This is a genomic window from Aeromonas sp. 604176 (assembly GCF_049170755.1).
Lineage (GTDB): Bacteria > Pseudomonadota > Gammaproteobacteria > Enterobacterales > Aeromonadaceae > Aeromonas > Aeromonas veronii_A.
The window spans coordinates 14,781-27,235 of sequence record NZ_JAAKNE010000051.1 but is presented as its reverse complement, the minus strand read 5'-3'; the positions used below and the strand labels follow the sequence as shown (position 1 = coordinate 27,235).

The window sequence follows — 12,455 nt, the reverse complement described above, 5'->3', positions numbered from 1 at the left end:
TAGCTTGCATTCGCACCAGCCAGGTGAGATGACTCCAACCAGGCCTTCATCACGCCGTTATGCATTTCTATCCCTTGTACTTCTTGTTACTGCTGCGCAGCTTGTAGGGGTCAAATAGCCATCCTGCCACGGGTGGGATGGCTATCCGGAAGTCGGGCCAGCACAGGGCCGGCCCAAATACTAAACAGCCCGATTGAGCAACATCGACTTGATCTGGCCAATCGCCTTGGTCGGGTTCAAGCCTTTCGGACAGACGTTCACGCAGTTCATGATGCCGTGGCAGCGGAACACGCTGAAGGCGTCGTCCAGATTACCCAGCCGTTCGGTGGTCGCGGTGTCGCGGCTGTCAGCCAGCCAGCGGTAGGCGGCAAGCAGCCCGGCCGGACCGATGAACTTGTCGGGGTTCCACCAGAAGGAGGGGCAAGAGGTGGAGCAGCAGGCACAAAGAATACACTCGTACAGGCCATCCAGCTTGGCACGCTCTTCGGGGGATTGCAGGTGCTCACGCACCGGCGGCAACTTGTCTTCATTGATGAGGAAGGGTTTGACCTTCTCCCACTGGGTGTAGAACTGGGTCATGTCGATCACCAGATCACGGATCACCGGCAGGCCGGGCAAGGGGCGGATAACGACCTTGTTGCCCTTCTTCAGCAAATCGGAGAGCGGGGTGATGCAGGCAAGACCGTTCTTGCCATTCATGTTGAGACCGTCAGATCCACAAACCCCTTCGCGGCAGGAGCGGCGGAAGGCAAGCGTGGGATCCAGCTCTTTCAACTGGATCAGTGCATCGAGCACCATCATGTCGGAACCTTCAGGAATATCAAGATGATAATCCTTCATATGGGGGACGTTATCAACATCCGGATTGTATCTGTAGACAGAGAATGTGACGTTCATAGGGCTGGCTCCGCAATCAGTAAGTCCGGACCTTGGGCGGGAACGCCTCACGGGTCTTGGGTGACATGTTGACAGCGCGACGGGTCATGGACTCGGTGTCCGGATGATAGAGGCTGTGGCACAGCCAGTTCTCATCGTCGCGATCCGGGAAGTCGAAGCGGCAGTGAGCACCGCGGCTCTCGGTACGGAAGTTGGCGGCAACCGCCGTGGCAAACGCCGTTTCCATCAGGTTGTCCAGCTCCAGGCACTCGATGCGCTGGGTGTTGAACTCTTTGGAGGTGTCATCCAGACGGGCTGACTTGAGGCGCTCGCGGATAACCTTGAGCTCGGCCAGCCCTTCTGCCATCGCCGCACCTTCGCGGAATACGGAGAAGTTGTTCTGCATGCAGCGCTGCAGGTCTTTGCGGATCTGCACCGGGTCTTCCCCGTCACGGCAATTTTCCCAGCGGTTGAAGCGGGACAATGCGGCATCCAGATCCGACTCGGAAGCATCACGGCCGTGCTCCATCTCGCCCAAGGTGTTGACCAGATGCATGCCGGCAGCGCGGCCGAAGACCACCAGATCCAGCAGGGAGTTGCCACCCAGACGGTTGGCACCGTGTACGGAGACGCAGGCAATCTCGCCCACCGCAAACAGACCGACCACCGGCACGTCGTTGCCGTTCTTGTCCTGGGTCAGACACTGGCCATTCACGTTGGTCGGCACGCCGCCCATCATGTAGTGACAGGTCGGGATGATAGGGATCGGCTCTTTGACCGGATCCACGTGGGCGAAGGTGCGAGAGAGCTCGCAGATGCCCGGCAGACGGGATTCCAGTACCTCTTTGCCGAGGTGATCCAGCTTGAGTTTGATGTGCGGGCCCCAGGGACCGTCGCAACCACGACCTTCGCGGATCTCGATCATGATGGAGCGGGCCACCACGTCGCGACCGGCCAGATCCTTGGCGTTGGGGGCATAACGCTCCATGAAGCGCTCGCCATCTTTATTGAGCAGATAGCCGCCTTCACCGCGGCAACCCTCGGTCACCAGCACCCCTGCCCCGGCGATGCCGGTCGGGTGGAACTGCCACATCTCCATGTCCTGCACGCCGACCCCGGCGCGCAGCGCCATGCCGACACCGTCACCGGTGTTGATGTGGGCGTTGGTGGTGGACTGGTAGATACGACCGGCGCCGCCGGTGGCCAGCACGGTAGCCTTGGCCTTGAAGTAGACGACCTCGCCGCTCTCCATGTCGATGGCGGTACAACCCACCACGTGGCCATCCTGGTTCTTCACCAGATCCAGCGCATACCACTCGGAGAAGACGGTAGTCTTGTTCTTGACGTTCTGCTGATAGAGGGTGTGCAGCAGGGCGTGGCCGGTACGGTCGGCCGCAGCCGCAGTACGGGCAGCCTGCTCGCCACCGAAATTCTTGGACTGACCGCCAAACGGACGCTGGTAGACAGTGCCGTTGTCGAAACGGGAGAAGGGCAAGCCCATGTTCTCCAGCTCATAGATGGCTTCGGGGCCGGTCTTGCACATGTACTCGATAGCTTCCTGATCACCGATGTAATCGGAGCCTTTTACCGTGTCATACATGTGCCACTGCCAGTTGTCGTCGTGGGCATTGCCCAGCGCAACCGTGATACCGCCCTGGGCGGAGACAGTGTGAGAACGGGTCGGGAAGACCTTGGACAACAGAGCGCAGCTCTTGCCGGACTGGGCAATCTGCAGCGCGGCGCGCATGCCGGCACCACCGGCACCAATCACGACCGCATCAAATTCACGAGTTGGAATAGTCACCTTACACACCCCACAGCACGACGAAACCCGTCATCAGATAGACAAACAGCACCACGACCAGCGCGAACTGCAGCGCACCGCGCAATCCCACTGGCTTGATATAGTCGGTCAGCACCTGCCACAGACCGATCCAGGCATGGATCAGTACGCACAGCAGAGCCAACAGGGTGAAGACCTTGGTGAAGGTGTTGGCGAAAAAGCCGGTCCACACCTCGTAGGTGATGTCGTTGAACGCGACAAAACCGACCAGATAGAGGACATAACAGCTCATGATGAGGGCGGTGGCGCGGATCAGGATGTAATCGTGTACGCCGCTGCGCCCGAAGGTTGCAGAATTGGTTACCATACAAGCACTCCCGCCAATACTGCCAGAACCGCGGTGATCACGAAGGCCACACGGGCGCTCTGATTGCCGGATTCCAGCTCTTCCCAATAGCCCATATCCATGACCAGATGACGCAAGCCGCCCACAATGTGGTATGCCAGCGCAGTCAGGATCCCCCACAGCACGAGTTTGACCAGGAAGTTGTCCATGATGGCAACCACGGTTTCAAACCCTTCGGGAGAGGCGAGTGAAGTACCAAGCATCCACAGCAAGATGCCCAGTGCAACAAAGGTGATTACCCCTGATACACGGTGCAGGATGGATGCAATGGCAGTGACAGGAAAGCTGATCGTTTGTAGGTCGAGGTTGACCGGTCTCTGTTTGTTTTTCACGCTTGCCCACTCAGCTCCATTGAGCACGTTAGTTATTGTTTTAACTCGTTTCTGAGGGCACGGGATGGTGATTGTTGGTTATTTGTTACCAAAACACTCTGAAAAAGCCAAAAATCCGGTTTTCGGTTTCACATCAGGCTTTGCCAAAGCGTTTCAAACACCCGCAGCCATGACCCACATGGCGCAGTATATCGGCGGGCTTAACCGAAGACAATCAAATAGCTACAAAGAAAACACAAAACCGCAAACCTGATCGCATATTTTATTTAACATTTAATTAATGGCCATCCAGCAAAATTGACATTGATAGGGAACTCTGTTTCAAATAAGGCGCTCCAGCCACCTCGGTATGGGTAACAACCTTTGCCAGCGTCATAAAAGTCGTAATAGAGTAGGACTGGAACCAAATTATAAAGAGCAAAGGAGACGTGCTATGGCTGATAAGATAGCCACCCTACACCTGCCCGGGAAAGATCCGGTTGAATTGCCGATCCTCTCCGGAACAGTCGGACCGGATGTCATTGATGTCAGAAAACTGGGTGCACAAGGGTATTTCACCTTTGACCCGGGCTTCATGGCGACCGGTTCTTGCAAGTCCGCCATTACCTATATCGACGGGGATCAGGGTGTCTTGCTGCACCGTGGCTACCCCATCGCCCAGTTGGCCAAAGAGTCCAACTACCTCGAAGTCTGCTATATCCTGCTGTACGGCGAGGCGCCCACCAAGGCACAGTTTGCCGATTTCCAGCGTACCGTGACCCGCCATACCATGGTGCACGAGCAGATTGCCTTCTTCTTCCGCGGCTTCCGTCGTGACTCCCACCCCATGGCCATCATGTGTGGTGTGGTGGGCGCACTCTCTGCCTTCTATCACGACGCCCTGGACATCAACAACGAACAGCACCGCGAGATCTGCGCCTTCCGCCTCATCTCCAAGATGCCGACCCTGGCGGCCATGTGTTACAAGTACTCCATCGGCCAGCCGTTCATGCATCCGCGCAACGCCCTCTCCTATGCAGGCAACTTCCTGCATATGATGTTTGCGGTACCGACCGAGGAGTACAAGGTCAATCCGGTGGTCGAACGCGCCATGGACCGCATCTTCACCCTCCATGCGGATCACGAGCAGAATGCCTCTACCTCAACCGTCCGTCTGGCTGGCTCCTCCGGTGCCAACCCGTTTGCCTGTATCGCCGCAGGTATCGCCTCCCTGTGGGGTCCGGCCCATGGTGGTGCCAACGAAGCCTGCCTGCGCATGCTGGAGGAAGTAGGCTCGGTGGATCGCATCCCCGAGTACATCGCCAAGGCCAAGGACAAGAACGATCCGTTCCGTCTGATGGGCTTCGGTCACCGTGTCTACAAGAACCATGACCCTCGTGCCACCGTGATGCGCGAAACCTGCCACGAAGTACTGACCGAGCTGCAGATCAAGGATCCGCTGCTGGACGTGGCCATGGAGCTGGAGCGCATCGCGCTCTCCGACCCCTACTTCATCGAGAAGAAACTCTACCCGAACGTGGACTTCTACTCCGGTATCATCATGAAGGCGATCGGTATCCCGATGAACATGTTCACCGTGATCTTCGCCATCTCCCGTACCATCGGCTGGATTGCCCACTGGAACGAGTTCCACTCCGATCCGGATAGCAAGATCGGCCGCCCGCGCCAGCTCTACGTGGGCCACCCACTGCGCGAGTTCACTCCACTCGAGCAGCGCTAACCACTGCGCTGATATGGTTTGTTACAAAGGCGGTCATTGACCGCCTTTTTGTTTGCCGCTCTAATGCCCCCTTTCGCGTTAAGGAGTCCATTATGAAACCACTGTTTATCAGCGCAGCCTTGCTGCTGACCGCCTGCCAGAGCGCCCCCGCCCCGTCACAGGAAGAGACCCTCTATATCAACAGCCAGCTGGTCGATTGCGTCGGAGTTGGCCCAATGCAGTGCATGCAGGTTCGCAGTGATGAGCAGCAGCCCTGGACGCTGTTCTACCAGAATATTGAAGGCTTCCAGTTCGAGCCGGGCTACCGGTATCAGCTCACAGTCAGCAAAGAGCAGCTCACCGATGTGCCGGCCGATGCCCCCTCCCTGCGCTATCAGCTGATCAAGGTAGTGAACAAGGTCGCCAGCAAGTAACAAACACGATCAAAAAAACGGGGGGATGGCTGATGCCATCCCCCGTTGGTTTATGGGTACTGCGCCTCATCAGGCACGATCAGGTCGGCGCCAGCGCCATATGCAGCAGCGGATAGGGCTTGCCCTGACCATCCAGCGGCGAACGACCCGTCACGGTGAATCCCATCTTCAGATAGAAGCCCACCGCCTGTTCGTTCTGCTCGTTGACGTCAACCTGCGTCGCGCCGCCCTGTTCGATGGCATGCGCCACCAGCAAACGCCCCACGCCACTACCGCGCGCCTCGGGAGCCACAAACAGCATCTCCAGCTTGCCCTCGTGCACTCCGCTAAAACCCGTAATGTACCCCTCTTCTGTGCGGGCACTGCGCAGTGTCACCGCATCGAAGTAGTGCTCCAGAATAAGCGGTTTAAGCGCGAGGATCTCGGCCTCGGGCAGGAAGTGGTGGGTCGCCCGAACAGAGGCCTCCCACAGGTCGATCAGGGCCGGATAATCGGCCCGGGATACCGGAACAATCGTCATGAAATAACTCGATATGATAACCAGCGGGAAGAGACATCTTCCCACTGGCAACGGTGATTAGCGCGCCTGCACCGCCTGCAGCAGCACGGACATATCAGCGCCAACGTTGCGGCTGCGGATCGCCTCGCGGATATCCGCTTCGCTATAACGGCTGCCCGGGTAAACCACCACGCAGGAAGTGTCGCCCGGTTTGAGGAAGTGGGTCTCGCCAAACGGGGTATAGCGGGTGGCGCCGATACTGATGAGCGCATGGGGAGGATGTCCCGCCTGCGCCAGCAGCCCCTGAATGTGCTCCGCCGGCCCCTCATCCTGCTGATGGTTGAACTTGTCGATGGCCCAGTCGAGCAGCTTGCCGTGGAAGTAGCTGTAGTCGATGGCGGCGCTGTCTACCCCGTAGGCGTGCAGCTCGCCATCGCGCTCCAGATAGCAGGCGATACGATAGTCATCGAGCTCGCAACCGGCGGCAAAACCGGAAAGCGGCAGCAGCTTGTCCGCCAGCCCCTTGCTCTCTTCGCCCCAGTTCTTCTTCTCGCTGATCTTCTTGGCGTTGGGACGACGGATGGAGCAGTCGTTATAGGCGCCAAAGGCGCGGGGATGGATCGCCACCACCTGCTTGTCGGCATACTCCAGCTCGCACCAGAGGGCTACTTCCGGCTCGATCTGCACCTTCTCGTCACCACTGACCGCCGCTTCCGGCAGGAAGATCGCCTTGTCGCTCAACGGGAATACCCCGAGCTGACCCGGATGGCCCGGCACGAAGAAGGGGAACAGCGCCTTGGGCGCCGTGGTATCGCGCACCACGACCGCTACGAAGTCGGACGCTTCACCCGCCTGCTCCAGATGACCGGCGAAATTGCCCGCGACCCCGAGTCCGATAAACTTGCTCTCTGCTGCTATTTGCATCTTGCTCACCTGCATCTTGCCAACGCAAGGTAGCAGGCTCGTCGCCTACTACCGCTAAAGTGGCAAGATTAAACCACAAGGACCCCGCCTTCGCCCAGTCCGGCCCTGTCGTGATGTGCGCCAGTCCGCTTTTTTAGGGACGAGAAGGCTGTGGTGAACCAGCCATTGCGCACTCATTCAGCTACGCGGTGACCGCGCTGGAAACAGTGCGTTTCCGGCATCTCCCCTCTTTCTCCTTGGGACTCAACTTCATCTTTGTTAGGCTGCCGGCATGCAAAACAACTGTGCGCTTGAATGCGCCACTGCTCATCACGGCAACCCCATTGGAGAGAAAACGGATGATCGACAAACTCGCCTGGCTCACCTTTAAAGATCAGCAGCTGCTCTGCGCCCGCTCCCACGGCAAGGACATCTATTACATCCCAGGCGGCAAGCGGGAACCGGGCGAGAGCGACGAGGCGGCGCTGATCCGCGAGATTGAAGAGGAGCTGGCTGTCACCCTGCAGCCCGATACCCTGCGCTTTGCCTGCGAGTTCAGCGCCCAGGCCGATGGCAAACCGGCAGGAGTCGAGGTGCGACTGCGCTGCTACACCGGCGAAACAAGCGGCACCCCGATCGCCTCGGCAGAAATTGCCGAGCTGCGCTGGCTCGACAGCTCTCACCTCGATGAGCTCTCCCCCGTCTCCCGCCTGCTGTTTGTCTGGCTGGTTGAGCAGGGGCTGATCCGCTGACAAGCCGTACTCGCGGCGAGCATAAGTACCTACCTCATATGAACCAACGGTGGCAATCAGCCACATAACAGCGCAATGACAAGGATGTCAGATGAACATTGTGGAAGTTAAGAGCGCAGCAACCTATCAAAGTGCGCTCATCACCCTGCTGCAAGATTGTGTCGATAGCGGCGCCTCGGTCGGTTTTTTACCGCCGCTGACCACGGAGGAATCTACCCGCTACTGGCAAGGAGTTGAAGCGGATCTGGCGGCAGGTCACCGAAAGCTGTGGCTTGCGCTTGAGCAACAACAGCTCGTGGGAGCGATTCAGCTCGCGCTCTGTGGCAAGGCCAACGGTCGCCACCGGGCCGAGGTGGAAAAACTGATGGTACTGCAAACGGCGAGAGGCAAAGGTGTCGGTCATGCGCTGATGCAGGCAATGGAACAAGGCGCCCATGCCGCGGGCCGTTCGCTGCTGGTGCTCGATACTCGCGCCGGTGATGTGGCCTCCCACCTCTATCGTCAACTCGGCTATCTGGAGGCGGGCCAGATCCCGATCTTTGCGCGCAACGCAGATGGCACTCTTGCTGCGACCGTCATCTTCTACAAACCGCTCTGACCATCCCCTATCTCTTATCCACATACAGCAGGGCCGCACCAAGCGGCCTTGCTTGTTGCCCGCGTGACTGTTTGTTGCAGCAATATGGCTTGCGACGGATTGCCACGATACGGCCAGTGCTCCTGTATGCCTCAACACCGCCAATCGCCGCCCCAAAATACAGCCAAACAAATAGAAAGATTAATTAATGATTAAAACGCCCCCCTTTTCTTCTTCATCTATTGCCTCATCAGGCGTATCGTAAGAGACCCATTTGATAATCAATTTTATGTTATTCACTGCCTTGAGGAATAATGGATGCCCACTTTGCCCCGTACAGTTACCTCCCCCAAAAAGTTCATCATCGGTCAACACCTTCTCCCGCAACTCCATGAGCACGTTAAAGATTTTGGTGACTATGCGTTGCTCATCAGCGATGAGTTCATTCTGGAGCGGGTACGGGAAGAAGCTTTGGCGGGGCTCCTGCAGGCAGGTCTCAGGGGAGTGGTCGACAAGTTTCGCTACGAATGCACCGAACAGGAGATCCACCGCCTGACCCACCTTGCAGAGCAATATGGTGCGAACGTGATTGTCGGGATCGGCGGCGGCAAGACGCTGGATGTCGCCAAGGCCGTGGCCTTCTATCTGCGCCGTCCGGTTGTGCTGTTCCCGACGATTGCCTCCACGGATGCCCCCTGCACGGCACTGGCGGTGATCTACAACCAGGCGGGTGAATTTGAACGCTATCTGTTCCTGCCGCAAAATCCGGACGTGGTGCTGGCTGACACGGCCATCATTGCCGCCGCCCCTCCCCGCTTCTTTTCCGCAGGCGTTGGCGATGCCCTGGCCACCTATTTCGAGGCGCGCGCCTGCTATCGGGCGGACGGGCTCAATCTGGTCGGCAAGCGCCCTTCACGCACAGGCCTTGGTCTGGCAAAGCTCTGTTACGAGCTGCTTGGTGAAAACATCGAGCTGGCCATGGATGCAATACGCCACCATGTCTCGACTCCGGCGCTGGAGCAGGTTATCGAGGCCACCATCTACCTCAGCGGGGTCGGCGCAGAAGCCGGTGGCCTGGCCGCCGCTCATGCCGTCAACAACGGCATGTCACTGATCCCGGAGCTCCATCGCGCCCAACATGGCGAGAAGGTGGTCTTCGGCCTGCTGACCCAACTTGTGCTTGAGCGCGCCCCGCAACATGAACTTGATGAGGTGTTTCGCATCATCGACTGTGCAGGTCTGCCCATGACGCGGCAAGAGTTGGGGCTCACCCACTTTGATGAAAGCGAGTGGCGCAAGGTGGCGCAGCTGGCCTGCGATCCCCTCGATACCATGGGCAACATGCCGATGACCGTGAGTGAACAGGATGTCTACGCCGCCATGGTGGCAGCTAATGCTATGGCTGAGCGTTATCGCCTCCGCCATCCCCGCACCTGATTGCTTACCGCACTAAACAGGCAAACAGTCAAAAGGCTTGCCCATTGGCAAGCCTTTTTTATCTGCAGCCCATCGCTTGTCTAGATAGACGAAAGCCTGCGCAGTATCAGGGCAGTTTCACCGCTCGCACTGCAACCTCTGGCAGGGCGAAGGCATCTTGCGCGGCGATGAGTTGCAGCTCGTAAGCCTGCTGGCGCCAGGTCTCCTGCAGCACCGCATCCACCGAGGCGTTGGTGCGCTCGAACGCGCTGACCGCATCGTGACCGGCCAGCAAATTGGCCAGCATCAGGGCGCTGATAAGATCGCCCACCCCCACCGGCTGGCGGGCAAAGTCATAGAGCGGACGGGCAATCAGATAATCCCCTTGCGGCGTTGCCAGCAGCATCTCGAAGCGGCTGGAGTCCTGCGCCGCACGACCGAGATGCTTGACCAGCACCAGCTTGACGCCGCGGGCCAGCAGCTGATGGGCAGCCGCGCGGGTCTGATCCAGATCAGCCAGATGGGTATCGCAGAGGGTCTCCAGCTCCAGCAGGTTGGGGGCCATCATGTCGGCCACCGGCAGCGCCTGCTCGGTCAGGAAACGGGTGACGCCGGGGGCAACGATGCACCCCTTCTCCGGGTGACCCATCACAGGGTCGCAGAAGTAGATGGCATCGGGGTTGGCCGCCTTGACGGCGTTGACCACGGTCAGGATCTCGTCCCCCTGCTCGGCGGAGCCAAGGTAGCCGCTCAGCACGGCGTCACACTGGCTCAACACCTCGATATTGCCCAATCCTTTCACCAGCGCACTGATATGACCCGCCGGCATCGCCATTCCCTGCCACCCCTGGGCATATTGGGTGTGGTTGGAAAACTGCACCGTGTTGATGGGCCATACATCCATACCGAGGCGGCGCATGGGGAAGACGGCCGCGCTGTTGCCGGCACAACCAAAGACCACGTGGGACTGAATAGAGAGAACGGATTTCATCGGGAATACCACAGCAAAGGATCAGCAAGGTGGGCAATATATCGGATGAAGATAACGATGCGCCACCTTGGCGCGGGATGAACAGGCAATTTCCTGACTAAAGACAGGTTTTTTGCGCCATTTGGCCCGCGTCCACAGGGTGAGCGGCGCCATGATGTGCCGCGTCCCCGTCGTCACATGCCGCTGTGCTCTACAGCATGATGGGCAAAGTGATAGACCCATCCCTCATCACACGGCATGTCACTGGGTGGCGAAATCAGCTCAGGCAATACCGTCACCTTGCCACCAGCGGCATATTGCAGCGCCATCAGGGCGCAGAGCGCCGCATCGTAGCGATCGGTGCCGACCAGCACGTCCGCAGGCAGTAAGGCCGCCAGCTCGGGCCGTGCCGGGGAGGCCTTGCCGCCCACTTTGGCCAATGCCGGATAGACCTCCAGCACGGCACGACTGGCCTTCGGGGCAACGGTCGGCACCAGTTGCAGATCAGAGAGCTGCGGCAGCATAGAGAGCGCCAGAGTGGCGTTGTTGCCGAGCCGGTCGAAGGTGGCCGACAGCGGCTTTTTGCCGTACTGCTGATACAACCAGCGCTCGCAGTCGCGATAGGCGTAGGGGTTGTCTATCTCCCGTTCGGGCACGGCGCAGCTATGTGGCTGGCCGTTGAGCAGATCCCGCAAGGCACGGGGAAAGGCGAGCGGCGCATCGATGCCGAGCGCCAGTTGCGGGAAGGCTTCTACCTGCATCAGGGTCAGCTCGTTTTGCAGGGCCGGACGCAGCAGGGCGGCCAGATCCGGCGCCACCCGCGAGCTCAGGCGAAACAGCGGCGACACCCCGAGCCAGTGCAGGCTGTTGGAGTCGGCCTGCCAGCCCACCACGGCCACCGCCTGGGCACTGCCCTGCCAGCCACGCACATCCCAGCCGATCCCGATTGCACTCATTTGCCCTGCCGTCATCAATTACCTCTGTTCGCCTGTCACAAGTTGCAAGAGACACAGGGTAATCAGCAGAGGCCCTTAACGCAAAGCGAACCGCCCACTCAGAACGATTTCTGGAAGTTCACCAGCGGCAGAATGGGGAACACGCCGTTGGCGGCATAGTTGGCCAGCCCGATCTGCAAGCCGTCGAGGTGCTTGGTCGCATTGATAAAGCCAATCTGGAACGTGGTACGCTCGGCATAGTTGACGAAGCCAACGTTGGCCAGCGCATTGCCCTTGACGATATTGACCGCCCCCCAGTTGAGCCCCTGCACATTGTTGGTCAGATTGACCAGCCCCAGATTGACGCCGGTATCCTGCCCTTCGTGCCAGTTGATGGCGTTGATGGCGACCCCGCCAAACTGGTGGCGCACCCGGCCAGCACCGAGGAAGATCCCGAGCTGCAGGCCGCTGAACTGATCCACATCGGAGAGGGCGAAGATCGGCAGATCAATACCCTTCACCTGACCGGTCCGACCGTAGAGCAGCGAGGCGCGCGCCCCTTCCACCTGATGGGACGCGGGCAAATTGACCCCGGGCAGCGAGACCTGCACCGGAGTACTGGCCTGCGCGACACCGCACAGAGTCAGGGCGCTGCATGCCAGCAGCAGGCGGGAGAGTGTCATGGGAAGTTCCTTGGGCCATTGAGAGTGGCCCGATCCTAACAGTCAGGGGAGAGTGTGGGCACACCAGCAGGGACGAGGTGCGTCACGATACGTCACGGGTGGCCCTCTCACATCTCTATCAGGTCTTGCGAAAGCGCCACCTCAAGGACAATCGGCCACTTTTTCGCAGCGAGTGGCCCCTCTTCCTTTC

General features: G+C 59.1%; 15 protein-coding genes. 6 read left to right on the top strand and 9 right to left on the bottom strand.

Annotated features, from left to right (window positions below; translation table 11 throughout):
- Nucleotides 1–180 precede the first annotated feature (180 nt).
- The 4 genes from G5358_RS11035 to sdhC are packed head-to-tail and all read right to left on the bottom strand — an operon-like array spanning nucleotide 181 to nucleotide 3,397.
- Entirely contained in the window at nucleotides 181–897 is a 717-nt protein-coding gene (locus G5358_RS11035) for a succinate dehydrogenase iron-sulfur subunit (RefSeq protein ID WP_216953467.1), read from the bottom strand.
- Nucleotides 898–913: 16 nt separating this feature from the next.
- Entirely contained in the window at nucleotides 914–2,680 is a 1,767-nt protein-coding gene (gene sdhA / locus G5358_RS11030; RefSeq protein WP_335833537.1) for a succinate dehydrogenase flavoprotein subunit, read from the bottom strand.
- Between the two features lies 1 nt (nucleotide 2,681).
- On the bottom strand, nucleotides 2,682–3,026 hold the full coding sequence (gene sdhD / locus G5358_RS11025) for a succinate dehydrogenase, hydrophobic membrane anchor protein (protein ID WP_041210306.1): 345 nt from the start codon (nucleotides 3,024–3,026) through the stop codon (nucleotides 2,682–2,684).
- On the bottom strand, nucleotides 3,020–3,397 hold the full coding sequence (gene sdhC / locus G5358_RS11020) for a succinate dehydrogenase cytochrome b556 subunit (RefSeq protein ID WP_161785995.1): 378 nt from the start codon (nucleotides 3,395–3,397) through the stop codon (nucleotides 3,020–3,022). The genes sdhD and sdhC overlap by 7 nt, the downstream gene beginning before the upstream one ends.
- A gap of 64 nt (nucleotides 3,398–3,461) precedes the next feature.
- Between sdhC and G5358_RS11015 the strand changes: the two genes are divergently transcribed.
- From G5358_RS11015 to G5358_RS11005, 3 genes are all read left to right on the top strand, one after another.
- The gene (locus G5358_RS11015; RefSeq protein ID WP_421324090.1) at nucleotides 3,462–3,650 is read left to right on the top strand and encodes a hypothetical protein; all 189 of its coding nucleotides are present in this window, start codon (nucleotides 3,462–3,464) and stop codon (nucleotides 3,648–3,650) included.
- Between the two features lie 180 nt (nucleotides 3,651–3,830).
- The gene (locus G5358_RS11010; RefSeq protein WP_421324089.1) at nucleotides 3,831–5,117 is read left to right on the top strand and encodes a citrate synthase; all 1,287 of its coding nucleotides are present in this window, start codon (nucleotides 3,831–3,833) and stop codon (nucleotides 5,115–5,117) included.
- 92 nt (nucleotides 5,118–5,209) lie between these two features.
- Nucleotides 5,210–5,530 (top strand): DUF4377 domain-containing protein, encoded by a 321-nt coding sequence (locus G5358_RS11005; protein WP_127006559.1) that lies wholly within the window; start codon nucleotides 5,210–5,212, stop codon nucleotides 5,528–5,530.
- A 79-nt stretch (nucleotides 5,531–5,609) separates the two neighbouring features.
- Here the strand turns inward: G5358_RS11005 and G5358_RS11000 are convergent, their stop codons facing one another.
- Complete coding sequence (locus tag G5358_RS11000; RefSeq protein ID WP_368191803.1) at nucleotides 5,610–6,050, bottom strand: acetyltransferase; 441 nt, start codon at nucleotides 6,048–6,050, stop codon at nucleotides 5,610–5,612.
- 57 nt (nucleotides 6,051–6,107) lie between these two features.
- Nucleotides 6,108–6,953 carry a DUF5718 family protein gene (locus G5358_RS10995; RefSeq protein ID WP_368191805.1) on the bottom strand — a complete coding sequence of 282 codons (846 nt, stop codon included), beginning with the start codon at nucleotides 6,951–6,953 and terminating at the stop codon, nucleotides 6,108–6,110.
- A 338-nt stretch (nucleotides 6,954–7,291) separates the two neighbouring features.
- Here G5358_RS10995 and G5358_RS10990 point away from each other — a divergent pair, with 338 nt between their 5' ends.
- The 3 genes from G5358_RS10990 (at nucleotide 7,292) to G5358_RS10980 (ending at nucleotide 9,698) form a co-directional block, all read left to right on the top strand.
- A complete protein-coding gene (locus tag G5358_RS10990; protein ID WP_201973355.1) occupies nucleotides 7,292–7,684 on the top strand; it encodes an NUDIX hydrolase in 393 nt (130 codons plus the stop codon).
- A 91-nt stretch (nucleotides 7,685–7,775) separates the two neighbouring features.
- Nucleotides 7,776–8,282: an N-acetyltransferase family protein gene (locus tag G5358_RS10985; protein WP_368191807.1), complete on the top strand. Its 507-nt coding sequence runs from the start codon at nucleotides 7,776–7,778 to the stop codon at nucleotides 8,280–8,282.
- Between the two features lie 297 nt (nucleotides 8,283–8,579).
- Nucleotides 8,580–9,698, top strand: a complete 1,119-nt coding sequence (locus tag G5358_RS10980) for a glycerol dehydrogenase (protein ID WP_421324088.1) — start codon at nucleotides 8,580–8,582, stop codon at nucleotides 9,696–9,698.
- Between the two features lie 106 nt (nucleotides 9,699–9,804).
- On the opposite strand, the gene pdxY is transcribed toward G5358_RS10980, so the two are convergent.
- The 3 genes from pdxY to G5358_RS10965 all read right to left on the bottom strand — a co-directional run bounded on the left by pdxY (nucleotide 9,805) and on the right by G5358_RS10965 (nucleotide 12,265).
- Entirely contained in the window at nucleotides 9,805–10,668 is an 864-nt protein-coding gene (pdxY, locus tag G5358_RS10975; RefSeq protein WP_019446110.1) for a pyridoxal kinase PdxY, read from the bottom strand.
- A gap of 173 nt (nucleotides 10,669–10,841) precedes the next feature.
- Complete coding sequence (locus G5358_RS10970; protein WP_421263679.1) at nucleotides 10,842–11,618, bottom strand: DUF429 domain-containing protein; 777 nt, start codon at nucleotides 11,616–11,618, stop codon at nucleotides 10,842–10,844.
- A gap of 83 nt (nucleotides 11,619–11,701) precedes the next feature.
- Nucleotides 11,702–12,265: a VC2662 family protein gene (locus G5358_RS10965; RefSeq protein WP_368191813.1), complete on the bottom strand. Its 564-nt coding sequence runs from the start codon at nucleotides 12,263–12,265 to the stop codon at nucleotides 11,702–11,704.
- Nucleotides 12,266–12,455: the final 190 nt, after the last annotated feature.

Excerpts from the sequence above, each read along its gene's own strand:
- G5358_RS11035 (WP_216953467.1), bottom strand. The coding sequence starts at position 897 with ATGAACGTCACATTCTCTGTCTACAGATACAATCCGGATGTTGATAAC.
- sdhD (WP_041210306.1), bottom strand. The coding sequence starts at position 3,026 with ATGGTAACCAATTCTGCAACCTTCGGGCGCAGCGGCGTACACGATTAC.
- G5358_RS11015 (WP_421324090.1), top strand. The coding sequence starts at position 3,462 with ATGGTGATTGTTGGTTATTTGTTACCAAAACACTCTGAAAAAGCCAAA.
- G5358_RS11010 (WP_421324089.1), top strand. The coding sequence starts at position 3,831 with ATGGCTGATAAGATAGCCACCCTACACCTGCCCGGGAAAGATCCGGTT.
- G5358_RS11005 (WP_127006559.1), top strand. The coding sequence starts at position 5,210 with ATGAAACCACTGTTTATCAGCGCAGCCTTGCTGCTGACCGCCTGCCAG.
- G5358_RS11000 (WP_368191803.1), bottom strand. The coding sequence starts at position 6,050 with ATGACGATTGTTCCGGTATCCCGGGCCGATTATCCGGCCCTGATCGAC.
- G5358_RS10995 (WP_368191805.1), bottom strand. The coding sequence starts at position 6,953 with ATGCAAATAGCAGCAGAGAGCAAGTTTATCGGACTCGGGGTCGCGGGC.
- G5358_RS10990 (WP_201973355.1), top strand. The coding sequence starts at position 7,292 with ATGATCGACAAACTCGCCTGGCTCACCTTTAAAGATCAGCAGCTGCTC.
- G5358_RS10985 (WP_368191807.1), top strand. The coding sequence starts at position 7,776 with ATGAACATTGTGGAAGTTAAGAGCGCAGCAACCTATCAAAGTGCGCTC.
- G5358_RS10980 (WP_421324088.1), top strand. The coding sequence starts at position 8,580 with ATGCCCACTTTGCCCCGTACAGTTACCTCCCCCAAAAAGTTCATCATC.
- pdxY (WP_019446110.1), bottom strand. The coding sequence starts at position 10,668 with ATGAAATCCGTTCTCTCTATTCAGTCCCACGTGGTCTTTGGTTGTGCC.
- G5358_RS10970 (WP_421263679.1), bottom strand. The coding sequence starts at position 11,618 with ATGACGGCAGGGCAAATGAGTGCAATCGGGATCGGCTGGGATGTGCGT.
- G5358_RS10965 (WP_368191813.1), bottom strand. The coding sequence starts at position 12,265 with ATGACACTCTCCCGCCTGCTGCTGGCATGCAGCGCCCTGACTCTGTGC.